The sequence below is a fragment of the Aeromonas sp. R7-4 genome (assembly GCF_040908055.1).
In the GTDB taxonomy this organism is placed as follows: Bacteria; Pseudomonadota; Gammaproteobacteria; order Enterobacterales; family Aeromonadaceae; genus Aeromonas; species Aeromonas sanarellii.
In genome coordinates, this window is record NZ_JBFODA010000051.1 from 53,501 (window position 1) to 77,057 (window position 23,557).

Annotated in this window: 18 protein-coding genes; 11 read left to right on the top strand and 7 right to left on the bottom strand. The window is 62.9% G+C overall.

Annotated features, from left to right (window positions below):
• Nucleotides 1–357 precede the first annotated feature (357 nt).
• The 5 genes from adhE to AB5Y72_RS13760 all read left to right on the top strand — a co-directional run bounded on the left by adhE (nucleotide 358) and on the right by AB5Y72_RS13760 (nucleotide 8,717).
• Nucleotides 358–3,033 (top strand): bifunctional acetaldehyde-CoA/alcohol dehydrogenase, encoded by a 2,676-nt coding sequence (gene adhE / locus AB5Y72_RS13740; protein ID WP_216990005.1) that lies wholly within the window; start codon nucleotides 358–360, stop codon nucleotides 3,031–3,033.
• 108 nt (nucleotides 3,034–3,141) lie between these two features.
• Entirely contained in the window at nucleotides 3,142–4,377 is a 1,236-nt protein-coding gene (locus AB5Y72_RS13745) for an HD-GYP domain-containing protein (protein ID WP_368199078.1), read from the top strand.
• Nucleotides 4,378–4,729: 352 nt separating this feature from the next.
• On the top strand, nucleotides 4,730–6,400 hold the full coding sequence (locus tag AB5Y72_RS13750; protein ID WP_325783164.1) for a sensor histidine kinase: 1,671 nt from the start codon (nucleotides 4,730–4,732) through the stop codon (nucleotides 6,398–6,400).
• A 50-nt stretch (nucleotides 6,401–6,450) separates the two neighbouring features.
• A complete protein-coding gene (btsR, locus tag AB5Y72_RS13755) occupies nucleotides 6,451–7,155 on the top strand; it encodes a two-component system response regulator BtsR (protein WP_042075161.1) in 705 nt (234 codons plus the stop codon).
• A gap of 140 nt (nucleotides 7,156–7,295) precedes the next feature.
• Nucleotides 7,296–8,717, top strand: a complete 1,422-nt coding sequence (locus tag AB5Y72_RS13760) for a carbon starvation protein A (RefSeq protein WP_042075160.1) — start codon at nucleotides 7,296–7,298, stop codon at nucleotides 8,715–8,717.
• Between the two features lie 67 nt (nucleotides 8,718–8,784).
• Here AB5Y72_RS13760 and AB5Y72_RS13765 read toward each other — a convergent pair whose 3' ends face one another.
• Entirely contained in the window at nucleotides 8,785–10,419 is a 1,635-nt protein-coding gene (locus AB5Y72_RS13765; RefSeq protein WP_368199079.1) for a mechanosensitive ion channel family protein, read from the bottom strand.
• Between the two features lie 245 nt (nucleotides 10,420–10,664).
• On the opposite strand from AB5Y72_RS13765, the gene AB5Y72_RS13770 reads away from it, so the two are divergent.
• From AB5Y72_RS13770 to AB5Y72_RS13790, 5 genes are all read left to right on the top strand, one after another.
• On the top strand, nucleotides 10,665–10,997 hold the full coding sequence (locus tag AB5Y72_RS13770) for a DUF3302 domain-containing protein (RefSeq protein WP_209791679.1): 333 nt from the start codon (nucleotides 10,665–10,667) through the stop codon (nucleotides 10,995–10,997).
• 10 nt (nucleotides 10,998–11,007) lie between these two features.
• The gene (locus tag AB5Y72_RS13775) at nucleotides 11,008–12,045 is read left to right on the top strand and encodes an HlyD family secretion protein (RefSeq protein WP_209791677.1); all 1,038 of its coding nucleotides are present in this window, start codon (nucleotides 11,008–11,010) and stop codon (nucleotides 12,043–12,045) included.
• A 129-nt stretch (nucleotides 12,046–12,174) separates the two neighbouring features.
• The gene (locus AB5Y72_RS13780; protein ID WP_368199080.1) at nucleotides 12,175–13,935 is read left to right on the top strand and encodes a DEAD/DEAH box helicase; all 1,761 of its coding nucleotides are present in this window, start codon (nucleotides 12,175–12,177) and stop codon (nucleotides 13,933–13,935) included.
• A 125-nt stretch (nucleotides 13,936–14,060) separates the two neighbouring features.
• A complete protein-coding gene (gene dacB, locus AB5Y72_RS13785; protein WP_216989997.1) occupies nucleotides 14,061–15,494 on the top strand; it encodes a D-alanyl-D-alanine carboxypeptidase/D-alanyl-D-alanine-endopeptidase in 1,434 nt (477 codons plus the stop codon).
• Between the two features lie 217 nt (nucleotides 15,495–15,711).
• Nucleotides 15,712–15,969 carry a GrxA family glutaredoxin gene (locus AB5Y72_RS13790; RefSeq protein WP_368199081.1) on the top strand — a complete coding sequence of 86 codons (258 nt, stop codon included), beginning with the start codon at nucleotides 15,712–15,714 and terminating at the stop codon, nucleotides 15,967–15,969.
• Nucleotides 15,970–16,036: 67 nt separating this feature from the next.
• On the opposite strand, the gene AB5Y72_RS13795 is transcribed toward AB5Y72_RS13790, so the two are convergent.
• Nucleotides 16,037–16,249 carry a DUF1653 domain-containing protein gene (locus AB5Y72_RS13795; protein ID WP_368199082.1) on the bottom strand — a complete coding sequence of 71 codons (213 nt, stop codon included), beginning with the start codon at nucleotides 16,247–16,249 and terminating at the stop codon, nucleotides 16,037–16,039.
• A gap of 355 nt (nucleotides 16,250–16,604) precedes the next feature.
• Between AB5Y72_RS13795 and AB5Y72_RS13800 the strand changes: the two genes are divergently transcribed.
• Nucleotides 16,605–17,819 (top strand): pyridoxal phosphate-dependent aminotransferase, encoded by a 1,215-nt coding sequence (locus tag AB5Y72_RS13800; protein WP_005302243.1) that lies wholly within the window; start codon nucleotides 16,605–16,607, stop codon nucleotides 17,817–17,819.
• A 65-nt stretch (nucleotides 17,820–17,884) separates the two neighbouring features.
• On the opposite strand, the gene AB5Y72_RS13805 is transcribed toward AB5Y72_RS13800, so the two are convergent.
• The 5 genes from AB5Y72_RS13805 to AB5Y72_RS13825 form a co-directional block, all read right to left on the bottom strand.
• Nucleotides 17,885–19,360, bottom strand: a complete 1,476-nt coding sequence (locus tag AB5Y72_RS13805; RefSeq protein WP_368199083.1) for a YfcC family protein — start codon at nucleotides 19,358–19,360, stop codon at nucleotides 17,885–17,887.
• Nucleotides 19,361–19,523: 163 nt separating this feature from the next.
• Nucleotides 19,524–20,717, bottom strand: coding sequence for an enoyl-ACP reductase FabV (fabV, locus tag AB5Y72_RS13810; protein WP_209791667.1), 1,194 nt, complete (start codon nucleotides 20,715–20,717; stop codon nucleotides 19,524–19,526).
• Nucleotides 20,718–20,933: 216 nt separating this feature from the next.
• Nucleotides 20,934–21,158 (bottom strand): hypothetical protein, encoded by a 225-nt coding sequence (locus AB5Y72_RS13815; RefSeq protein ID WP_069652667.1) that lies wholly within the window; start codon nucleotides 21,156–21,158, stop codon nucleotides 20,934–20,936.
• Complete coding sequence (locus AB5Y72_RS13820; protein WP_368199084.1) at nucleotides 21,155–23,104, bottom strand: hypothetical protein; 1,950 nt, start codon at nucleotides 23,102–23,104, stop codon at nucleotides 21,155–21,157. Before AB5Y72_RS13820 ends, AB5Y72_RS13815 begins: the two co-directional genes overlap by 4 nt.
• A 27-nt stretch (nucleotides 23,105–23,131) precedes the next feature.
• On the bottom strand, nucleotides 23,132–23,536 hold the full coding sequence (locus AB5Y72_RS13825) for a hypothetical protein (RefSeq protein ID WP_368199085.1): 405 nt from the start codon (nucleotides 23,534–23,536) through the stop codon (nucleotides 23,132–23,134).
• Between the last annotated feature and the right edge of the window lie 21 nt (nucleotides 23,537–23,557).

Here is a 23,557-nt window from a genome sequence, read left to right on the forward strand (position 1 = left end):
GACACTCCCCCTTGTCTGTTCCCGCGCCACCCGAAAAGGAGGGCGGACAGGGGCAAGGACCCGAACCCGGACGCAAAAATCCTTGCCTCTCTTGCAGTTAGCACTCTAGGCGCACGCAACAGGTTAGCAACATTCGGTCAGTCTGGCGGGTGAAACAAAATTTCTTTTGTTCTTTTGTTACATATGATCCAGATCAATCTTTTCTGACACATCCCGGCCCTATAATCGAGTCAGAAAGCAGTTTACTAAGGCATGTAAATACCCCGTTGTGGTGATTCTCTCCTTGACAGGGCGACTATAATTGCCGGGCATTGCCAAGGTCTTACTAAACAGTTTTCAAATCATCAGGAGATAAACATGGCAGTAACCAATTTGGCTGAACTGGATGCACTGGTTGCCCGCGTCAAGGAAGCCCAGCGTGAATTCGCCAGCTTCTCGCAAGAGCAGGTAGACAAGGTCTTCCGCGCCGCCGCACTGGCCGCCAGCAACGCCCGTATCCCCCTGGCCCAGATGGCCGTTGCCGAATCCGGCATGGGTATCATCGAAGACAAGGTCATCAAGAACCACTTCGCCTCCGAATACATCTACAACGCCTACAAAGATGAGAAGACCTGCGGCATCCTCAGTGAAGATGACGAGATGGGCACCATCACCATCGCCGAGCCGGTAGGCATCATCTGCGGTATAGTACCGACCACCAACCCGACTTCCACCGCGATCTTCAAGGCTCTCATCTCCCTGAAGACCCGCAACGCCATCATCTTCTCCCCGCACCCCCGCGCCAAGAACTCCACCAATACCGCAGCCAAGCTGGTACTGGATGCAGCCGTGGCCGCCGGTGCGCCGAAAGACATCATCGGCTGGATCGACCAACCCTCCGTCGAGCTCTCCAACGCCCTGATGCGCCACAACGACATCAACCTGATCCTGGCCACCGGTGGTCCTGGCATGGTGAAGGCCGCCTACTCCTCCGGCAAGCCCGCCATCGGCGTGGGTGCGGGCAACGTGCCCATCGTCATCGACGAGACCGCCGATATCAAGCGTGCCGTCGCCTCCATCCTGATGTCCAAGACCTTCGACAACGGTGTGGTCTGTGCCTCCGAGCAGGCGGTCATCGTGGTCGACTCCATCTACAACCAGGTCAAGGAGCGCTTCGCGACTCACGCCGGCTATATCCTCTCCAAGGATGAAGCCGACAAGGTGCGTAAAGTACTGCTGATCAACGGTGCGCTGAACGCCGACATCGTGGGCCAGCCTGCCACCAAGATCGCCGCCATGGCCGGCGTGACCGTCCCCCCCACCACCAAGATCCTCATCGGTGAAGGTCTGGAGCTGTGTGCCGAGGACGAGTTCGCTCACGAGAAGCTCTCCCCGACCCTGGGTATGTTCCGCGCCAAGAACTTCGAAGAAGCCGTCGAGATGGCCTGTGACATGGTCAACATCGGTGGTATCGGCCACACCTCCGGTCTGTACACCGACCAGGATCGCAACGCCGACCGCATCAAGTACTTCGGCGACAAGATGAAGACCGCCCGTATCCTCATCAACACCCCCTCCACCCAGGGTGGTATCGGTGACCTGTACAACTTCGCGCTGGCCCCGTCCCTGACCCTGGGTTGCGGCTCCTGGAGTGGTAACTCCATCTCCGAGAACGTCGGTCCCAAGCACCTGATCAACAAGAAGACAGTCGCAAAACGGGCAGAAAATATGCTGTGGCACAAACTTCCGAAATCCATCTACTTCCGTCGTGGCTCCCTGCCGATCGCCCTGGGCGACCTGGAAGGCAAGAAGCGTGCAATGGTGGTGACCGACCGCTTCCTGTTCAACAACGGCTATGCCGATGAAGTGGTCCGCCTGCTCAAGAAAATGAACATGGAAGTGGAGATCTTCTACGAAGTGGAAGCCGACCCCACCCTGTCCGTGGTACGCAAGGGCGCCGAGATGGCGAACTCCTTCAAGCCGGACGTGATCGTCGCCCTGGGTGGTGGTTCCCCCATGGATGCCGCCAAGATCATGTGGGTCATGTACGAGCACCCGGACACCGCGTTCGAAGACCTGGCCATGCGCTTCATGGACATCCGCAAGCGTATCTACAAGTTCCCGAAAATGGGCGTGAAGGCCGAACTGGTCTGCATCACCACCACTTCCGGTACAGGTTCTGAAGTGACCCCGTTTGCGGTCGTGACCGACGACGCCACCGGCATGAAGTACCCGCTGGCCGACTACGAGCTGACCCCGAACATGGCCATCGTGGATGCCAACTTGGTCATGGGCATGCCCAGATCCCTGTGTGCCTTCGGCGGTATCGACGCCGTGACCCACGCCATGGAAGCCTATGTCTCCGTGCTGGCCAACGAGTACTCCGACGGTCAGGCGCTGCAAGCCCTGAAACTGCTGAAGGAATACCTGCCCTCCAGCTACCTGAACGGCGCCAACGACCCGGTTGCCCGCGAGAAAGTGCACAACGCCGCCACCATCGCCGGTATCGCGTTTGCCAACGCCTTCCTGGGCGTGTGTCACTCCATGGCCCACAAGCTGGGTGCAGAGTTCCACATTCCCCACGGTCTGGCCAACGCCCTGCTGATCAGCAACGTCATCCGCTACAACGCGAACGACAACCCGACCAAGCAGACCGCGTTCTCCCAGTACGACCGTCCGCAGGCTCGCCGTCGCTACGCCGAAGTCGCTGACCACCTGGGTCTGACCTCAGCCGGTGACCGCACCGCGGCCAAGATCGAGAAGCTGCTGGCCTGGCTGGACGAGCTGAAAGCCACCCTGGGCATCCCGGCCTCCATCCGTGAAGCCGGTGTGAACGAGGCGGACTTCCTGGCCAAGGTTGACCAGCTGGCCCTGGAAGCCTTCGATGACCAGTGCACCGGCGCCAACCCACGCTACCCGCTGATCACCGAGCTCAAAGCCATCCTGATGGACACCTACTACGGTCGTCCCTTCGTCGAGGAAGCTCAGGTAGCGACCAAGGTTGAAGCCAAGGTCGAGGCCAAGGTAGACAGCAAGAAGAAATCCAAGGCCTGATAATCGGCCAGGATGACAAAGCCCGCGCAGTTGCGCGGGCTTTTTATTTGTCTATCTGCTTAATTTTGCTAGCTTGTTGGTAGGCAAACACGACACAAGAGCTAGCATATGGCGCTGATCCAGGCCTCCATCGAGCAGTTGAGAGTCGGCCACTACATCCATCTTCCCACGGGATGGACCAGTCACCCTTTCCTGTTCAACGCCTTCAAGATCCGCGACCAGCAGCAGCTGGAGATCCTCCGCCACCTCGAACTCACCCTGCTGATGGTGGATCCCGACAAGAGCGATCTGCCCGTCACCCCCCTGCTGAGTGCCGAACCGGCCACCGCACCCGGGCCGGACATGGTGCAACACGCCCCCTTGACCCCCATGACCCCCACCTTCGACGAGAAGGCATTCAGACGCTCCCTGCGCGCCGCCGACAAGGCCTTTGGCCAATCCCTGTCGGATCTGCGCGATGCACTCGGCGCCCTCAACCTCAAGCCCGACGAAGGCCTGGCCAATACCGCCCAGCTAGTGCGCAACACCGCCGCCCGTCTGGCAGAGCATCAGGGGCCGCTCGGTCTGCACCTCATCCGCAGCCAGCACACGGATACCCTGCTGCAGCACAGCCTGAGCGTGGCCTTCATCGCCATGCTGATGGCGCGAGAACTCGGCATGAACCCGGTCGAGATCGAGGAGGCGGGGCTGGCCGGCCTGCTGCACGACATCGGTGAGCTCAGGATCCCGAGCCAGATCACCCAGAAACGGGGCGAGCTCAACAAGGCAGAGCAGAACTTCCTCAACATGCATCCCCAGTACGGGCTGGAGATGCTCAACCAGTTGCAGGCCTTCGAGCCCAGGATCCGCGAGGTGGCCCATCTGCATCACGAGCGCCTCGATGGCAGCGGCTTTCCCCTCTGCCTTCAGGGCGACAGGATCCCTCCCCTCGCCCGCCTCATCAGCCTGGTGGATCACTACGACGAGTCCCTTCACCCCCGCAGCGGCCTACAGCCCGCGGGGCCGAGCCAGGTCATCGGCCAGCTCTTCAAGCTGTCACAGAAGAAGTTCGATCAGGATCTGGTCAGGTTGCTGATAAAGGTGCTCGGGGTCTATCCGCCCGGTTCCCTGGTGCGCCTCGACGACGACTCGGTGGCCCTGGTGCTGTCGACCGAGCCCACCCTGCCCCTCAAACCCAAGGTACAGCCCTACATCAAGGGGCAGCGCCCGGAGGGGGTGGCCATGATCGATCTGCGGGAAGATGCGCGAAGCATAGTGGCCACCCTCAGGCTGGAGGAGCTGGATGAGGGGCAGCGGGCCTTCTTCGGCCTGGGTCGGCGGGTCTGCTACTATTTCGCCTTCTGAGTTATCCCCAGAAGCTGGGGATAACTCATTGGACAAACCTGAATAATTGCTCAAGCCCCCTCGAAATCGTCCGCCATTGGCACCGGATAAAAAACGCCCAGCCGAAGGCCGGGCGGAGCATGCCACCTCCGTGTGGCGTATCCGGCGGATACATTCATGCTCTCTCCAGCAATACCAAGCGCTGGCAGATTACACAAATATCAATTTAACACTCTGATTTTATATGGTTTTATTTTTCCATTCTGGCAAACTGCCTCCGCAACAGGGTCGCGGCATGCACCAGGACGAGATCTGGCTCACAGTGCGCCAGGGTGACTCACGGGCTCGGCATGATTCTTGAAGAAGGTTTTTTATGCAGTTAGTTCTCTCCCTGCTCCAGCAGATGAGCGTCAGCCTGGTCATCGCCTACCTCTTTTCCAAGAGTCCGCTGCTGCGCCCCCTGGCCAACTACTCGGTCAGACTTCCCCACAAGGTGCTCATCTACCTCATCTTCTCCAGCTTCTGCATCCTGGGTACCTATGTGGGGCTGGACATCGACGACGCCATCGCCAACACCCGGGCCGTCGGCGCCGTGCTGGGCGGGCTGCTGGGGGGCCCGCTGGTGGGCTTCCTGGTGGGGCTGACCGGCGGCCTGCACCGCTATACCCTGGGGGGGTTCACCGATCTCGCCTGCGCCATCTCCACCACCTGCGAGGGGCTGCTGGGCGGGCTGGTGCACTGGCGGCTGATGCGGGCGGGCAAGATGGATGCGCTGTTCGAGCCGCGCATCGCCTTCTTCACCACCCTCTACGCCGAGATCATGCAGATGGTGATCATCCTGCTGGTGGCCACGCCATTCGATAAATCCCTGCTGCTGGTGCGCACCATCACCACCCCCATGATCCTGGCCAACTCCTGCGGCGCCGCGCTCTTCATCAGCATGATCCGCGATCAGCAGCAGATGTACGAGAAGTTCTCCCGGGTCTTCTCCGCCAAGGCGCTCAATATCGCCAACCGCACCGTCGGCATCATGAGCCAGGGCTTCACCCCCGAGGCCAGCCACAAGATCGCCAGCATCATCCAGGAGGAGACCGGCGTCGGGGCCGTCGCCATCACGGATACCGACAAGATCCTCGCCTTCATCGGCATCGGCGAGGAGCACCACCAGCCGGGTACCCCCATCACCTCGGCCATCACCCTGCAGGCCATCGCCCGCAACAAGGTGCTGTTTGCCGACGGCAACAGCCAGCCTTACCGCTGCAGCATCTCCCCCCAGTGTCAGCTCGGCTCTGTGCTGGTGATCCCGTTGCAGGGGGATCAGGGGGTGATCGGCACCATCAAGCTCTACGAACCCAAGAAGCGGCTGTTTCTCAAGATCAACCACACCCTGGGGGAAGGGATCGCCAACCTGCTCTCCCAGCAGTTGCTGACCGGCCGGCTGGAGCAGCAGCAGCGGCTGCTGGTGCAGTCCGAGCTCAAGCTGGTGCAGGCCCAGATCAATCCCCACTTCCTGTTCAACACCCTCAACACCATCAGCGCCATCACCCGGCGCGAGCCCGAGCGGGCGCGCCAGCTGCTGCTGCACCTCTCCCTGTTCTTTCGCAAGAACCTCAAGCGCCAGAGCGGCCTGGCCACCCTGCAGGAGGAGCAGGAGCACTGCCAGTCCTATCTGGAGATCGAGCTGGCCCGCTTTGGCGACAGGCTGACGGTGCAAAACGAGATCCCGCCCGCCCTCGCCGGCCTCAAGCTGCCGAGCTTCACCCTGCAGCCTCTCATCGAGAATGCCATCAAGCACGGCATCTCCACCCTGCTGGAGCAGGGGCGCATTCGCCTCTACGCCGAGCAGACGGCGGAACAGGTCACCCTCCACGTGGAGGACAACGCCGGCACCTGGCAGGAGAAACCGGCCGGCGACGGCCTCGGCATGACCCTGGTGGACAGGCGCCTCAAGAGCGCCTTCGGCAACCGCTATGGCCTGAGCGTCAGCTGCGAGCCCGACTGCTGGACCCGGATCTCCGTCACCCTGCCCAGGGAGGCGTCATGACCCGGCCGCCGCAACACACCATCTTTGCCCCCCGTCCCCCAGGAGACCCCATGATCCGCACCCTGATCGTCGATGACGAGCTTTATGCCCGCGAGGAGCTGATGCAGCACCTGGCCGCCGAGTCCGATATCGAGCTGCTGGGCACGGCCGCCAACGCCATCGAGGCGCTGCCGCTGATCCAGCGGCTCAAGCCCGACGTGGTGTTTCTCGACATCCAGATGCCCAAGCTCAGCGGCATGGAACTGGTGGCCATGCTGGATCCCCTGCCCCGCATCGTCTTCGTCACCGCCTTCGACGACTACGCCATCCAGGCGTTCGAGGAGAACGCCTTCGACTACCTGCTCAAGCCGGTGGAGCCGGCGCGCCTCGCCAAGACGCTTGGGCGACTCAGGCAGGACATCACCCCGCAACCGGTCGGAAACCTGGCCCCGACCATCCGCCATATCCCCGGCTACCTGCACAACCGGGTGCGGCTGCTGCCCATCGAACAGGTGGAGTACGCCTTCTCCGATCTCGGCGGCGTGCACGTCGCCAGCCGGGGCGAGCTGTTTCACACCCAGCTCACCCTCAAGTCCCTGGAGGAGAAGACCCCGCTGCTGCGCTGCCACCGCCAGTATCTCATCGCCCCCGACGCCATCTTCGAGATCCGGCTGCTGGACAACCAGTTGGCGGAGATGGTGACACCGAGCGGTGCCCGGGTACCGGTCAGCCGCCGCTACCTGAAGGAACTGAAGGACGAACTGGGGCTGGAGTAAGCCCCGCGATGTGAGCCGGATCACGAGCACCGACCGCTCGGGTCGCCATATGACCGCTCATCTTCTTTACCTGCCGTTAACAGGGGCGCACATCTAGACTGGCCGCGCACACCCAACAATAACAAGGCAGGAGCGTAACAATGATCTGGTTCTTCCTCTGTGTCGGCTTGCTCGTAGCCGGCTACTTCCTCTACGGCAAATTCATCGAACGGATATTCGGCCCCAAACCCGAGCTGAAAACCCCCGCCATCACCATGGCGGACGGGGTGGACTATGTCCCCATGTCGGACAAGAAGGTCTATCTGGTGCAGCTGCTCAACATCGCCGGCGTCGGCCCCATCTTCGGTCCCATCCTGGGAGCCCTCTATGGCCCGGTCGCCATGCTCTGGATCGTCTTCGGCTGCATCTTCGCCGGCGCGGTGCACGACTACTTCTCCGGCATGCTGTCGGTGCGTGCCAGGGGCGCCTCGGTGCCAACCGTGGTCGGCGAGCACCTCGGCAACGCCGCCAAGCACTTCATGAACCTGTTCGCCGTGGTACTGCTGATGCTGGTGGGCGTGGTCTTCGTGCTGAGCCCGGCGGGCCTGCTCGCCAACCTCACCTCCACCGACCTGGTCTACTGGATTGCGGCCATCTTCGCCTACTACATCCTGGCCACCATAGTCCCCATCGACAAGATCATCGGTCGCTTCTACCCCATCTTCGGCGCCCTGCTGGTGTTCATGTCGGTCGGCCTCATCATCGGCCTCATGGTCTCGGGCAAGGGCTTCTACAACACAGGGATGGACTTCTCCAACCTGCACCCGACCGAGCTGCCGCTCTGGCCGCTGCTGTTCATCACCATCGCCTGCGGCGCCGTGTCGGGCTTCCACGCCACCCAGTCGCCGCTGATGGCGCGCTGCATGCAAAACGAGAGCTCCGGCCGCTTCATCTTCTACGGCGCCATGATTGGTGAAGGGATCATCGCCCTCATCTGGTGCACCCTGGGTCTCTCCTTCTACGACAGCACAGAAGCGCTCAACGCCACCCTGGCGAGCGGCGGCCCCTCCGCAGTGGTACACGAGGTCTCCACCAGCCTGCTCGGCACAGTCGGCGGCATCCTGGCCATCCTCGGCGTGGTGATCCTGCCCATCACCTCGGGTGACACCGCGTTTCGCAGCGCCCGCCTCATCATCGCGGACTTCCTGAAGCTGACCCAGAAGCCCATGGCCAAGCGTCTGCTGATCGCCATACCGATGTTCATCCTCGGTTTCATCATCTCCAAGGCCGAGTTCGGGGTGATCTGGCGCTACTTCGGCTGGGCCAACCAGACCACGGCCGTCATCATGCTGTGGGCCGCCGCCGCCTACCTCATCAAGGAGGGCAAGCTGCACTGGGTCTGCACCATTCCCGCCATCTTCATGACCGCCGTGGTGATCACCTACCTGGCCAACGCCCCCATCGGCTTTGGTCTCGCGATGAACGTCTCCACCCTCATCGGTCTGGTGAGCACCGCCCTCATCACCCTGGCCTTCCTGGTGAAGTTCAGACCCTCCCAGTTGCGGGAAGCCAAGGAGAGCTGAGTCGCGAGACTGACGCTGCCCCATGACAAGAGGCCCGGCATTGCTGCCGGGCCTCCTCTTTTTGGGGTCATGTCTTGGGTGGGGGCTCACTGCCGGCGGGAACCTCAGGAGGCTGCGCGGGCGACTGATACCAGTGTTCCCTGGCCACCAGCACCGCCTGCTCCGGCTGGGCGATGAAGTTGGGGGACATGATCTGCACCCCGAACTCGTTGAAGACATCCTGGATATGGCCGTGCAGCTCCGTCTTGACCACGGCGGGCAGCAGATCCCCCTTCATCCGCACCTGCAGCTCATATTCCACATACCAGTCCTGCAGGTTCAACTGCCGCACCAGGGGCGGTTCGTCCTGGTTGAGCAGGGTGCAACGTCTGGCCGCCAGCTCCAGCATGGCGTGCACCTGACGCCAGGGGGCATCGTAGCCTATGGTCACCCTGGTCAGGAGCGCCACCCCCTTCTCCCCCGCCAGCCGCGTCAGGTTGACTACCTTGCCTCCCACCACCACCGCATTGGGCAGGGTGACCTCGTGATCCTGTCGCGTCACCAGCTTGGTGGAGAGGGCATTGAGCTCGCTCACCATCCCCTCCACCTCGCCAATCTGCACCAGATCCCCGGGCCTCAGCGCGCGGGAATAGATGAGCACCAGGCCGCTCATGGCGTGGTTCATGATGCCGGCCGACCCCAGGGTCACCATCAGACCGAAGAAGACGCTGATCCCCTTGAAGGCGTCGGAGTCGGCACCGGGCAGGTAGGGGTAGGCCACGGTCAGGGCAAACAGCCAGATCACCACGGAGAGCAAGCGCCGGGTCGCCCCTATGGTCTCCGCATGCACCCCCTGCACCCGCAACTGACCGCGCTCGATGCGATCGAAGAGGATGGCCAGCACCCGGATGAAGAAGCGGGTGATGAACACGATCAACAGCACGGTCACCAGCCCCGGCATGGCGGCTATCATGCCCTCCAGCATGTCGCCGCACAGGGCGAACAGGGAATCCCCCAGCCGTTCGCTCCAGGCCCGGGTCTGGGGGAAGAGGCCAAGCACATAGGTGAGCCAGCCATAGGTGAGCATGAAGAGCAGCAACAGGGTCACCAGGCCAAGCAGGCGCACCTCCACGTTGCCCGCCACCTGGCGCCACTGGTGCGGGATCAACCCCTTCTGCTGCAGCAGGCGATTGGCGAGCCACCTTCTAATTCGTCTGTGGCCCCGCTGCAGCTGCCAGATGACGGCGAAGAAGAGCAGGCTGGCCACCACCGCCTTGCCGCCGGCCTTGATCAGATAGGGGCGCGAGTGCAGTTCGAGGTACTTGAGGCGCACCTTGTCGAGCCGCCCCCGCACGCGCTCGCTCGCCTGCTCCAGGCTGAGTTCGTCTAGGGTCTCCAGATCCCCTTCCATCAGCACCAGGATCCGCTTGCCATTGACCAGAAACTCCCGGCTCTCCTGCCCTTGCCGGCGACCCTTGACCACAGTGATGGGATGGTTCAGATCCGCTGGGTCCAGGCGCTGGATCCGCTCATGGGTCAACCTCACCCGGGCCGCCCCGTCCAGGCTGCCGAAGGTCGCCTGCAACATGACGATGGGCTCATGGAGCAGGATCAGGGTCTGGGCCCTCTCCTGCTCGGTCGGTTCCATCCTGGGTTCTGCGGCCCTGGTGCTGCCGCTTTGCACGGCAACGAACAATAACAGTGCCACCCACCGGCGGCCCATCCTGCATCCCCTTTCCATCGCGTCTCCCGTCCTTTAGCCATGAGACAGACGAATCTCGTTCCCGTTTGATTTTACAGAAGGAAATGAAGGATGGGCGATAAATAGCCAACCGGTTAACCGGGCCTGTACCGGAATATCAACTCCCCGGTTGCACTCTTGCACTCAGCTAATATGCTGTCATCATGGCCGGATGCCTTGTCTAGACGAAACAAGGCATTACCTCGCGACTAAGATGGGAGAAATCGATGGTACTTGACTACATTGCCCTGGGAATACTGGTGTTTGTCGTCTTGGTCATGTTCTATGGCGTTATCGTCATTCACGATATTCCGTACGAGATTGCCAAGCATCGTCAGCACCCTCACCAGGACGCCATTCACGTGGCAGGCTGGGTCAGCCTGTTCACCCTGCATGTGCTCTGGCCCTTCCTCTGGATCTGGGCCACGATTTATCGCCCCGATCGCGGTTGGGGTTTCAATCAACGGCTGCAAAAAGACGAAGACGAGATCAGCGCCCTCAAGCAAGAGCTGGCCACACTGCAAGCCCGCATGACCACGCTCGAACAGACAGATAAATAGGTGACCCTACATGGACCTGCTACTTATTCTCACCTATACGGCCCTCTGCGTAGGTATTTTCAAGATCTTCAAGATCCCGCTCAACAAGTGGAGTGTGCCCACGGCCGTGCTCGGCGGTGTCTTCATTATCGGGGCGCTCATCACGCTGATGAACTACAACCACCCCTATTCGGAGCTGGCCCGCAATTACTACGTCTCCACCCCCGTCGTTCCCCTGGTCAAGGGGCGGGTCACCGAGGTGCCGGTCAAGGCCAACCAGCCGGTCAAGCAGGGTGATGTGCTGTTTCGCCTGGATGCTGTGCCCTTCCAGGAGAAAGTCGCCAGCCTGACGGCGCGGCTCGCCTCCAACAAGGATTTCCTCAAAGCCCTCGACGCCAGACTGCGCTCCGCCAGTCTGGACCGGGATCGCGCCCTGGAGCTGATGCGTCGCGGCATCGGCAAGCAGCGTGATCTCGACGTGACCCAGGCCAACGTGGACGACATCGTCGCCCAGATTGACCAACAGAAGGCGTCGCTGGATGACCTGAGCGCCCAGCTCAACATCGCTAAGTACGAGCTGGATCAGACCGTGGTCTATGCCCCGAGCGACGGCCATGTGGTGCAGCTGGCGCTGCGTCCCGGCATGATCGCCGCCCCCTTCATGTATCGCCCCGTGATGACCTTCATCCATGAAGATGAAAACGCCTACGTCGGCTGGTTCTGGCAAAACAGCATGCAGCGGCTGAAGGATGGCGATGAGGCCGAGGTGGTGCTGGACGGTATCCCCGGCCGGATCTTCAAGGCCAGGGTGCAGTCCGTGATCCCCGCCATGGCGCCGGGCAACATCCAGGCCCAGGCAGGGCTCATCGATCAAACCTCCGCCCAGGTACCGGGCCGCCTGCCCATCATCCTCGAGATCACCGATCCCGAGTGGGCGAAGTACCAGGTGATTGCCGGCTCCAGCGGCCAGGCCGCCATCTACACAGAGCACTTCCACCACGTGGCCATCATGCGCAAGATCCTGATGCGCATGGGCAGCTGGCTCAACTACCTGTTCCCCTTCCACTAAGCACTCGCCAGTGTCTGCGGGCCGGCATCATGCCGGCCCGTTTTCGTCTGGGGCACCGCCCCCTCCCCTCGCTGCATTTTCGCCGCAAGATCCCTATAATGGCGCCACCTTGCGCCACAGCCGTTCCCCATGTTCGTTCTCAGACCCTATCAAACCGACGCCGTCAACGCCGTGATCCACCACTTTCGCAAGCACCCGGATCCCGCCGTGGTGGTGCTGCCCACCGGCGCCGGCAAGAGCCTGGTGATCGCCGAGCTGGCGCGCAAGGCCCGTGGCCGGGTGCTGGTGCTGGCCCACGTCAAGGAGCTGGTGGAGCAGAACCACGCCAAGTACGAGGCCTGGGGGCTCAAGGCCGACATCTTCGCCGCCGGCCTCGCGCGCAAGGAGGCGAGCGCCCAGGTGGTGTTCGGCTCGGTGCAGTCGGTGGCACGCAATCTGGCCGCGTTTGACGGGGCCTTTTCCCTGCTCATCATCGACGAGTGTCATCGGGTTTCGCTCGATGACGACAGCCAGTACCATCAGGTGATCGCCCATCTCAAGACCGCCAACCCAGCCCTCAAGATCCTGGGTCTCACCGCCACCCCCTATCGTCTCGGCCTCGGCTGGATTTACCGGCGCCATTACCACGGCATGGTCAAGAGCCACGGGGAGCGGCTGTTCGGCGACTGCGTGTTCGAGCTGCCCCTGCGCTTCATGGTCAAAAATGGCTACCTGACGCCGCCGCGCCTGGTGGATGCCCCCATAGTCCACTACGACTTCAGCCGGCTGGTGCCGCGGGAGAACGGCCTGTTCAGCGAGGCCGAGCTCAACGGCGAGCTCAAACGCCAGGAGCGGGTCACCCCCCATATCCTGAATCAGGTGCTGGAGTATGCCCGCGAGCGCCAGGGGGTGATGATCTTCGCCGCCACCGTCGAGCATGCCCGGGAAATCCACGGCCTGCTGGGCGCGCGCGGGGAACAGGCCGCCCTGATCACCGGAGAGACCCCGGGTCCGGAGCGCGATGCCCTGATCCATGCCTTCAAGGCCCGCGAGCTCAAGTTTCTGGTCAACGTGGCGGTGCTGACCACGGGGTTTGACGCCCCCCACGTGGATCTCATCGTGATGCTGAGGCCCACCGAGTCGGTGTCTCTCTATCAGCAGATCGTGGGGCGGGGCCTGCGCCTCTCGCCGGGCAAAGAGGATTGTCTGGTGCTCGACTATGCCGGCAACAACTTCAACCTGTTTGCCCCCGAGGTGGGGGAGCCCAGACCCCACGCCGGCACCGAGCCGGTGCTGGTGCCCTGCCCCTCCTGCGGCTTTGCCAACACCTTCTGGGGCAAGACCGACGAGGATGGCAAGGTGATCGAGCACTACGGCCGTCGCTGTCAGGGACTGTTTGAAGATGACGAGGGCCATCGCGAGGAGTGTGACTACCGCTTTCGCGCCAAGATCTGCCCGGCTTGCGGGGCGGAGAACGATATCGCCGCCCGCCGCTGCCAGCACTGCGATCAGCTGCTGGTGGACCCTGACGACAAACTCAAGGAGGCGCTCAATCTCAAGGACTGCATGGTGATCCGCTGCGCCGGCCTGACGCTGAGTGCCGGGCGTGGCAAACAGGGGGAGCGGCTGGAGGTGACCTACCACGACGAGGACGGTCTCACCCTGAGCGAGTACTTCGGTTTTCACTCCGAGGGTGCACGGCGCTTGTTTCAACAACGCTTTGTGCGTCATCATTGGCCCGCCCCGGGCCTGGAGCCCGAATTTGCCACCCTGGCGAGCGTGCTGGCGTTGGAGCGCCAGTTTCGCCACCCCGATTTCGTCATCGCCCGCAAATCGGGCCGCTTCTGGCAGATAAAGGAGAAGATTTTTGATTATGACGGCCGCTACCGCACCGCCAACGCCTCGGCGTAGCGGCAAGGGGCGACCGGCATCATGAATGGCTTCGTCACGGCCGAGCCCGCATCGGCTGGTGACACAAGGTTGAATTGTCAGGGCCGGCACCACTGCCGCGCCCCTTCGTCACGTTAGAGGATGTTATGCAGCGGCTGTTGATTGGTTTTTGTGCTCTCTTTTCCCTGGTGGCCCAGGCCACCCCGCTGACCCCGCCCAAGGGGGGCCAGTATGCCGTCATCGTCCAGGGCAACAACGGCATCGAGTTTTCCCGCAACGCGGACGACATGATAGCGCCCGCCTCCACCATGAAGGTGCTGACCGCCCTGGCGGCCCGCCTCGAGCTCGGCGCCGATTTTCGCTTCGCCACCGATATCCAGGCCCAGTCCGGCGCCAAGCAGGGGGATACCATCAACGGTGACATCTGGATCAACTTCGTGGGCGACCCCACCCTGTCGCGCATGGATCTGGTGGCCCTGTTCAAGCAGCTCGGGGTCTCCCGCATCCAGGGCAACGTCTACGTCAACACCGGCGCCTACAACGGCTATGAGCGCGGCAATGGCTGGTCCTGGGGGGATCAGACCCTCTGCTTCGCCGCCCCCGTCTCCTCCGTCATCATCGACAAGAACTGTGCCTATGGCACCGTCACCGCCACCCAGATCGGCAGACCGGCGGTGGGCAATGTCGCCACCGGCGTGCCCATCGGCATCGGCGCCGACAACGTGGAGGTGATGAGCTATGGCGACATGGCGCGCCAGTTCTGCGCCCTGGAAGTGGACATGGCCAAGGGCAACTTCTACGAGCTCAAGGGCTGCATCACCCCGAACAAGGAGCCACAGGGGCTGCGCTTCGCCATTCACGATGTGGAAGCCTGGGGCTGGGACAACATCCGCTGGGCCATGAACCGCGCCGGTATCCGCCACGACGGCCTGCTGCGGGTCACCCACCAGGCGCCGGTGGGCGCCGAAACCCTGGCCACCCACTACTCCGTCTCCCTGCCGGTGATGCTCGCCAAGATGCTGAAAAAATCGGACAACCTCTACGCCGACACCTTCTTGAAGACGGTGGGCCGCCACTACTACAACAAGCCGGGCAGCTATCGCAGCGGCACCATGGCGGTGCGCGCCATCCTGACCAAGCACGGCATCGATCTGGGCAACGCCACCCTGGCCGACGGCTCCGGCCTCTCCGCCCACAATCTCATCAGCGCGCGCCAGATGTTGTCGGTGCTGAGCTTCATCCAGCAAAACGACGCCGAGCTCGACTTCATCAAGCTGCTGCCAAGCTCCCAGGTGGACGGCACCCTGGCCTGGCGCCGCAGCGTCACCGCCCCCATGATGAAGAACAAGGTGCACGCCAAGACGGGCACCATCACAGGCACCTCGAACCTCGCCGGCTTCATCGACACCGCAAGTGGTCAGCGCAAGGCCTTCGTGATGTTCCAGCGCGGCCTGTCGCAAGACCCCGCCACCCACGAGCGCTATCGCGCCAGCAAGGCCCCCTGGCCCTGGACCGTCTTCGAAAAAGGCGTGCTGGAGAGCATCTACCAGCAGCAGCCCATCCAGATCGCCGAGCAGTGATGAACGATATGGGTGGCCTTGCCAGCAAGGCGGCCCCCATTCCCCGACCTTGGCGCGAGACAGGGGCTCTGGAGCCTTCATCAGCAATGGGCGCAATCGGGGTTGGCGAACGGACGCATCGCTATTTTCGGCTTTGACTGGCACGGCGGCGGGGCTATGCTGTGCCCAGCCTCGTCTCAATGGCCTTCTTCAACGGCCTGTTTAATGGAGAGAAAAGATGTTTGTAGAGATTTTTGGTCGTCCCGGTTGCCCCTATTGCGTGCGCGCCAAGCAGATTGCCGAGCAGCTGACCGAGGAGCGCGATGACTTCGAGTTCCGCTACGTGGATATCAACGCCGAAGGGCTGACCAAGGACGATCTCGCCGCCAAGGCGGGCAAGCCGGTCACCACGGTACCGCAGATCTTCCTGGACGAGCAGCACATCGGCGGCTGCACCGACTTCGAAGCCTATGCCAGGGCCAATCTGGGGCTCTGATCCCCACCGATTGCACAGCAAAAAGGCGCCGATGGCGCCTTTTTCATGGGGAACGGCGAGTCCGGGGTCAGTCCCCCACCGGCGTGAAGCGACTCACCACCTGCCCCTGGTGCTCTATCCACTCCATGAACATGGCGACCGGCCTGGCGTAGACGGCGCCATCCTGCTCGGACTGATAGATGACCAACTGCTCCTGGGTCTCGGTGTGCAGGGCCAGGGTGAGCACCCGGTAGTGGCCCCCCTTGAAGTGACGATAGCGACCGGGTTGGGGTGCTTGCATGGCAGTGCCTCCATGGGTTGATGAGAGCCAGTCCGACGGGAAACGGGCTTGGCCGAAAGGGTCTGGCGACGTTTTTCGGCCCAGCCAATCGTGCCAGATGGTGTGGAGATTTCAATACACTCCGGTGGCATTATGGGATCACCCCTCATCTTTCACTGGTTTCTCGCGAAACAGGCAAAAGATCCTGCTGAATTTAACATCTCAGCAACCCTGTTTTAGGGGTAAATATCAGGGATTTATTCCATAAATTAGATTGTTCTAGCATTCAATTCTGTGAAGAATAGGGGCAGAGAAATTTGATACTAAAAACCGCTTTTCTGCCAACGCGCCCCACGGGGAAGGAATCACGCTCACCATGTTCACTATCGACAAGTCGCACAAGCTCGACGATGTCTGCTATGACATCCGCGGCCCGGTGCATAAGGAAGCTCGCCGTCTCGAAGACGAAGGTCACCGCATCATCAAGCTCAACATCGGCAACCCGGCCCCGTTTGGCTTCGAAGCGCCGGAGGAGATCATCAAGGATGTGATCCTCAACATGCCCCAGAGCCAGGGCTACTGCGACTCCAAGGGGCTCTTCTCGGCCCGCAAGGCGGTGATGCAGTATTACCAGCAAAAAGGGATGCGCAAGGTCGACATCGACGACATCTACATCGGCAACGGCGCCAGCGAGCTCATCGTGATGGCGATGCAGGCGCTGCTCAACAACGGCGACGAGATGCTGGTCCCCTCCCCCGACTATCCGCTCTGGACTGCGGCCGTGACCCTCTCCGGTGGTCATGCGGTGCACTATCGCTGCGACGAAGGGGCCGACTGGTATCCGGATCTCGACGACATCCGCGCCCGCATTACCCCGCGCACCCGCGGCCTGGTGCTGATCAACCCGAACAACCCGACCGGCGCCGTCTACGGCAGCGAGTTCCTGCTGGAGGTGATCGAGATCGCCCGCCAGCACAACCTCATCATCTTCGCCGACGAGATCTACGACAAGATCCTCTACGACGACATCTCCCACACCAGCGTCTGCACCCTGTGTGACGATGTGATGGTGGTGACCTTCAACGGCCTCTCCAAGGCCTACCGCGCCTGTGGCTTCCGCCAGGGCTGGATGGTCATCACCGGGCCCAAGGGCCGTGCCAAGGGCTACATCGAAGGGCTGGAGATGCTGGCCTCCATGCGGCTGTGTGCCAACGTGCCCATGCAGCACGCCATCCAGACCGCCCTCGGGGGTTACCAGAGCATCAACGAGCTGATCCTGCCGGGCGGTCGCCTGCGCCGCCAGCGCGACAAGGCCTGGGAGCTCCTGAACGAGATCCCCGGGGTCTCCTGCGTCAAGCCCAAGGGGGCGCTCTACATGTTCCCGCGCCTCGACCCCAAGGTGTACGACATCCGCGACGACCAGAAGATGGTGTTCGACCTGCTGCAGCAAGAGAAGCTCCTGCTGGTGCAGGGCACCGGCTTCAACTGGCCCGCACCGGATCACTTCCGCCTGGTGTTCCTGCCCCGGGAAGAGGAGCTGGAGGAGGCCATCGGCCGCCTCGCCCGCTTCCTCAAGGGCTACAAGCAGTAAGCAAGGCTCATGAAAAAGGCTCCCGCGGGAGCCTTTTTGTTGCCTGTCGTTTTCTATCCGCGCCATCAGCCGTGCAGCAGGGCACCGGCCACCAGCACCCCCATGGTGATGAGGGCCACCCCGACGATGAAGGGCAGCACCCAGCGCACGAAGCGATCGTAGGGGATCCTGGCCAGCGCCAGCCCGGCTACCAGATGGGCGGCGGTGGGGGCGAATAGGTTGATCCAGCCGGAGGCGGACTGATAGGCGGTGATCACCAGATCCCGGGAGATGCCGGAGAAGTCTGCCAACGGCCCCATCAGCGGCATGGAAACGGTCGCCAGCCCCGAGGTGGAGGGGATGAAGAAGCTCAGGATGATGTGCACCAGATAGGCCATCAGGATAAACACCGACGACGACAGCCCGCTCACCAGCCCCTCGGCCCAGTGCAATATGGTGTCGATGATGACGCCGTGCTCCATCACCACATAGATGCCACGTGCCACCGCCACCACCAGGGCCACCCCGATGAGGTCCCGCGCCCCGTTGAGGAAGGTCGCCACGTAGTTGGACTCCGGCATCCGGTTGATCAGCGCGATCAGGATGGAAGCGCTGAAGAAGAGGGTGGAGAGCTCGTCGAACCACCAGCCCAGGGTGGGCAGCAGATCGATGCCCAGATCCGACCAGGGCACCACCGCATAGATCATCAGCAGGAAGGTGCCGAAGAAGACCAGCATGGTGAGCTTCTGCTTGCCGCTGAAGGCGAGGTTGCCGCTCTTCATCTGGGAGAACTCGTCGTCATAGGCGATGTCGGCCAGCACGGAGCTGGACCTGTCCTGCTGCACCCGTTTGGCGTAGCGCATCACGAACCAGGAGGCGAAGATCACCAGCAGCAGCCACTGCACAACCCTAAGGCCAATCCCCTCGCCGATGGGAATGCCGGCAAAACCGGAGGCGATGCCCGTGGCAAACGGGTTGACGGTGGAGGCGAGCACCCCGACCCCGGAGCCGAGCAGGATGATCCCTGCCGCCACCATGCGATCGAAGCCCGCCGCCATCATTACCGGCACGATCAGTGCCCAGAAGGCCACCGTCTCCTCCGCCATGCCGAAGGTGGAGCCGCCCAGGGCAAACAGGGCGATCAGCACGGGGATCAGCAGCTGCTCTCGGCCGGCGAAGGCACGCACGATGGCCCCCACCCCGGCATCCAGCGCGCCGCTCTGCATGGTCACCGCCAGAAAACCGCCGATGATGAGCACGAACAGCGCCACGTCGGCTGCCTTGTGAAAGCCCTGAATGGGCGCCTTGAGCACCTCGAATACCCCCTGCGGTTGGGAAGGGAGCTCGGTGTAGCTGCCGGGCACCGGCAACAGCCGCTCGTCGCCGCCGTAGTCGGCCACGGCCGCCGCCGCAATCGGCTGCTGGGTCTTGGCCGTCACATAGTTGTATTTGCCCGCCGGCAGCACCCAGGTCAGGGCCGCCATCAGGGCGATGATGATAAAAAGCAGGGTATAGACGGTGGGGAGTTGGCGCTTTTTGGGCGCTTCATGTGGAGTGGTCATAGCTTCCGTACCTCGGCAATGCCGTCATGTGATCCAGACAGCGCAAGCCTAGCGGGTTTGATATGGGGAAAAGGTGATCGTGGATAATAAAATTCCGCAGTCTGACGGAATTCTTGCCAAAAAAACAGGGCCCCGCAGGGCCCTGTTTTCACTTGAGTCAGACTCAGAGCTCGACCACGTCGAATTGCACGTCCGGATTCACGTCCGCCTCGTAGTCCACCTCGTCCAGGCCGAAACCGAACAGACGCAGGAACTCCTGCTTGTAGCCGGCATAATCGGTGAGCTCACAGAGGTTCTCTGTGGTGATGGAGGGCCAGAGATCCCGGCAGGTCTGCTGCACGTCTTCACGCAGTTCCCAGTCATCCATGCGGATACGGGCCTGCTCGTCCAGCGCCAGATCGGCGCCGTACAGGCGGGTGCGCATCATGCGATCCACCTGCTCCATGCAGCCCTCGTGAATGCCCTTCTCCTTCATGATCTTGAAGGCCATGGAGATGTAGAGCGGCATCACGGGAATGGCGCTGGAGGCCTGGGTCACCACGGATTTGAGCACGGCCACGTGGGCGGTGCCGCCCTTGGCGGCCAGATCGCCACGGATGGCGGCGGCGGCGCGATCCAGATCTTCCTTGGCGCGGCCCAGGGTGCCATGCCAGTAGATGGGCCAGGTCAGGTCGGTACCGATGTAGGAGTAGGCCACGGACTTGGCGCCGTCAGCCAGCACGCCCGCATCGCGCAGGGCCGCCATCCACAGCTCCCAGTCCTGACCCCCCATCACGGTGATGGTGCTCTGGATCTCTTCCTCATTCGCCGGCTCGACGGTGGCGGTGATGATCTGATCCTTGTTGGTATCGATGGCGGTGGAGGTGTAGACCTCACCGATGGGCTTGAGGGCGGAGCGCACCACTTCGCCCGTGTCCGGCAGCCTGCGCACCGGGGAGGCCAGGGAGTAGACCACCAGATCGATCTGCCCCAGATCCTGCTTGATGAGCTCGATCACCTTGGCGCGGCACTCGTGGGAGAAGGCATCGCCGTTGACACTCTTGGCGTAGAGGCCGGCCTCTTTGGCGGCCTTGTCGAAGGCGGCGGAGTTGTACCAGCCCGCGGTGGCGGTCTTGGTCTCGCTGCCCGCTTTTTCGAAGAAGACGCCGAGGGTGGCGGCGCCGCTACCAAAGGCGGCGGCAATGCGGGAGGCCAGGCCATAACCGGTGGAAGCGCCGATCACCAGCACCTTCTTGGGGCCATTCTCGATGGCGCCCTTGGCCTTCGTATAAGCGATCTGACGACGAACATTGGCTTCACAACCGACCGGGTGGGTGGTGGTGCAGATAAAACCGCGAACCTTGGGTTTGATGATCATATGGGGTCTCGGATCCGTTTAATGGATGAAATCGGGGCATAAGATACCTCATTGTGGCCCGTTATGGTGCTCTGATGTGTTGAACGGCGGGGAAAACTGTAGCCCGCCGCGAAAAATGAAAAACACTTCTGGGTAAAACGATAAACAGAGCTCGGCCGCATTTATCAAACTCGGTGAATCAGAAGCCACCAAGTTTGAAAGACGCTTAACAGGGGTTTAAACCTCGATTTCATAGGTGGGTAAATCAGGGGCGGGCCCTATGATAGCACCACTCTGATAGAACGCCTTCTGGCCGATGGCCACCCCTCCCCCTCGCACGATCACCACGCCCCCGCCTGGGGTCTCCAGCGTGGTGCTGGTGCCCGTCGTTGCGGTGACGGTACCGACCAGCAACGGGTCGGCACCGGGTATCAGTGCCTGGAACTGCTTGAACAGGTTCATACAAATCGCTCCACACTCAGTTGCTGGCGCACCGTCATGGCTCGGCCCTGCATTCCAGCCGCGACCCTGACCCCTCGGTTAAAGCCCTTCCAGCCATCGACCGCCAGCAACGCACCGGGCAGGATGAGCCCGGTGTCGCTTGAGAGCGGCAGCTCGATGGTCTGGGTGCGCCTCGGCATGGTCTTGACCAGTCCCACCACACCCTGGGCGCGAGCTGCCACCACATCGCACACCAGCGGGTGGGTGATGGCCGGTGCCTGCCGATCCCCTGCCGTGCCTTGGCGCAGCACCCGGGCATTGATGCCCTGATGACCACCGCTGACATAGATGCCGTTCGCCGCCTGCCCCGGCTGGAAATCGCTGCCTAGCGTCGTGATGATGGCGCGGGGGATGGCCACGTCGGCCAGCGCCCCGTCGAGCTGCCAGGGAACGGTCGGATAGCGCGGCTTGATGACCAGGTGCCGATCGCGCTGGTGCGGCAGCACGAACCCGCCCGCCGCCTCTGCCAGGTACTTGATCGCTTCGATGGGGGTCTGGCTCTCCAGACTAAAGAAGCCGCCGGGTACCAGCCAATCCGGCGCCTGCCAGTCCAGGGTCCAGCCGTAAGGCAGCAGCGCCTCCGCGAGCTGGGCCATGGTAGCAGCCCCGATCTCACTCACCGCCTGGGGTAACACGTGGGTTGGCGACAGGTAGGCTGTGCGCGAGCGCCCAGTCAGGGTCGCCGACTCGCGGGCAAAGCTCTGGCTCGACTGCCAGCCATCGCACACGCAATCCCACTGCTGGCCGTTGACATGGATGCTCACCTCCTCCTCGTCCGTCATTTCAGCAGCCGCGATGCGCGGGATCTGGGCCGTGAACTGCCAGGCCCAGGAGTCGGTATCGAGTTCGATGCTCAGCGAGGTGGCGGGAATGTCGAGCCCGTCCCTGACTCGCACTATCTGTGCTGCGTTGCTCACCAGGTAAACCCTCCGGGTTGGAATAACGATGTGGGCCTGGCCGAACCAGACAAACTCCAGGGAGGCATCCCCCCGGGGCCGGCCAAATACCAGCGCCTTGGTGCGCTTGTCCGGCCGCTCCGGCTTGATGGGCGGCTTGGGGGGCGGGCTGGTCCCCCAGGGGGGCTGCATCGCCTCCTCCCACCGCTCCAGCCAGCCCTTGTGCAGCTGCAGGCCGAGCTGCCAGCGCTGGCCGCCCAGGGTGAAACCGAGCGGGGTGGCCTCCTGCCAGCGGTCGGCTTGCCACTCCTTGTCCTGGCGCGGGGGGTTGCGAAACCCGCTCACCTGCCAGCGGCCCACCGGCGCCCCCTCGACCCAGAGCGAGCGGGTCACGGCATGGCCGGGGGGCAGGCTGTCGAAGCCATGGCCGTTGTTCGCGCCGAGGGCCTGCCCCTCGTCGAACGGCACCCGCACGGTGCCATCCTCCCGGGGCAGCTGTTCGGCCAGGCCGGTCCACTCGGTCTGCAGGGGGCGGGCCTCCTGCCAATGATTCTGACAGGGGGCGGGAACGAGGGCTGGCTGCTGCCAGTCGCTTTGCACTGCCCGGGTCACCAGCGCGGCCCGCTCGAAATGATCGGTGCTGGTGTGGCTCGGTCCCCGGAACACGTTGATGTCGTGGCCGGCCTCGATGGCAGGCAGCAGGGGTCTGGCTGTGCTGGCCAGGGTCGCCTCGATGACCACGGCGGCGCCTATCTCGACCACCGGCTGCGGCGCCGTGGCCAGCAGGGCAGCCGGGTAAACCGGTATCACCGCCAGGCTGGCCTGGGTCGCGGGCCCCGTCCCCTGCAGTACGCTTGGCAGCACCAGTCCCGGCGAGCAGGCCAGGCTGGGCGGCAGGCTGGTGCCCCGCAGCACGGCCGCATAGCGCTGCACCATGAGCGGGTTCAGCTCCAGGGCGGCGGTGGCCTTGCGGGCCTTCTGCAACTCCAGCCGGGCGTCGGTTCTGGCCATGCTGACCTCGTGGCTCACGGGGAGCGGTTAGGGTTCGGTAAAGATGGCGTCGTTGATGCGCACCATGGCGCCGGTGAACAGCTCACTGGCGGGGATCTCGATGTCGGCGCAGCTCTCCGGTGGCCCCACGTCGAGATCCGCCACAAAGCCCCCGTCCCGGTTGGTGATGCGCCCCCAGGCCTGGACCCCGCTGGCGGTGACCATCTGCTCGGCCAGGGGCTTGAGCGTCAGCACACCGCCCGTCACGCTCTGGGCGCAGGGGTGGGTGAACTGCAGCGTCACCAAGAGCACCTGGCTGGTGATGGCCGCCCCTGGGGCGGGGCGTCCACCGGTGTAGATCTTGAGGGTCGCTGGCCCCGCGCTGCCCTCGTCGATGGCGGCCGCCAGCAGCTGGGCGCGGCTGGTGCGCAGTGCATCTGCATACGTGAACATAGTACCTCCTGGTACGGCCCT

What these genes read in the sequence shown, in the direction of transcription:
- adhE (WP_216990005.1), top strand. Translation starts at nt 358, where the DNA reads ATGGCAGTAACCAATTTGGCTGAACTGGATGCACTGGTTGCCCGCGTC.
- AB5Y72_RS13745 (WP_368199078.1), top strand. Translation starts at nt 3,142, where the DNA reads ATGGCGCTGATCCAGGCCTCCATCGAGCAGTTGAGAGTCGGCCACTAC.
- AB5Y72_RS13750 (WP_325783164.1), top strand. Translation starts at nt 4,730, where the DNA reads ATGCAGTTAGTTCTCTCCCTGCTCCAGCAGATGAGCGTCAGCCTGGTC.
- btsR (WP_042075161.1), top strand. Translation starts at nt 6,451, where the DNA reads ATGATCCGCACCCTGATCGTCGATGACGAGCTTTATGCCCGCGAGGAG.
- AB5Y72_RS13760 (WP_042075160.1), top strand. Translation starts at nt 7,296, where the DNA reads ATGATCTGGTTCTTCCTCTGTGTCGGCTTGCTCGTAGCCGGCTACTTC.
- AB5Y72_RS13765 (WP_368199079.1), bottom strand. Translation starts at nt 10,419, where the DNA reads ATGGGCCGCCGGTGGGTGGCACTGTTATTGTTCGTTGCCGTGCAAAGC.
- AB5Y72_RS13770 (WP_209791679.1), top strand. Translation starts at nt 10,665, where the DNA reads ATGGTACTTGACTACATTGCCCTGGGAATACTGGTGTTTGTCGTCTTG.
- AB5Y72_RS13775 (WP_209791677.1), top strand. Translation starts at nt 11,008, where the DNA reads ATGGACCTGCTACTTATTCTCACCTATACGGCCCTCTGCGTAGGTATT.
- AB5Y72_RS13780 (WP_368199080.1), top strand. Translation starts at nt 12,175, where the DNA reads ATGTTCGTTCTCAGACCCTATCAAACCGACGCCGTCAACGCCGTGATC.
- dacB (WP_216989997.1), top strand. Translation starts at nt 14,061, where the DNA reads ATGCAGCGGCTGTTGATTGGTTTTTGTGCTCTCTTTTCCCTGGTGGCC.
- AB5Y72_RS13790 (WP_368199081.1), top strand. Translation starts at nt 15,712, where the DNA reads ATGTTTGTAGAGATTTTTGGTCGTCCCGGTTGCCCCTATTGCGTGCGC.
- AB5Y72_RS13795 (WP_368199082.1), bottom strand. Translation starts at nt 16,249, where the DNA reads ATGCAAGCACCCCAACCCGGTCGCTATCGTCACTTCAAGGGGGGCCAC.
- AB5Y72_RS13800 (WP_005302243.1), top strand. Translation starts at nt 16,605, where the DNA reads ATGTTCACTATCGACAAGTCGCACAAGCTCGACGATGTCTGCTATGAC.
- AB5Y72_RS13805 (WP_368199083.1), bottom strand. Translation starts at nt 19,360, where the DNA reads ATGACCACTCCACATGAAGCGCCCAAAAAGCGCCAACTCCCCACCGTC.
- fabV (WP_209791667.1), bottom strand. Translation starts at nt 20,717, where the DNA reads ATGATCATCAAACCCAAGGTTCGCGGTTTTATCTGCACCACCACCCAC.
- AB5Y72_RS13815 (WP_069652667.1), bottom strand. Translation starts at nt 21,158, where the DNA reads ATGAACCTGTTCAAGCAGTTCCAGGCACTGATACCCGGTGCCGACCCG.
- AB5Y72_RS13820 (WP_368199084.1), bottom strand. Translation starts at nt 23,104, where the DNA reads ATGGCCAGAACCGACGCCCGGCTGGAGTTGCAGAAGGCCCGCAAGGCC.
- AB5Y72_RS13825 (WP_368199085.1), bottom strand. Translation starts at nt 23,536, where the DNA reads ATGTTCACGTATGCAGATGCACTGCGCACCAGCCGCGCCCAGCTGCTG.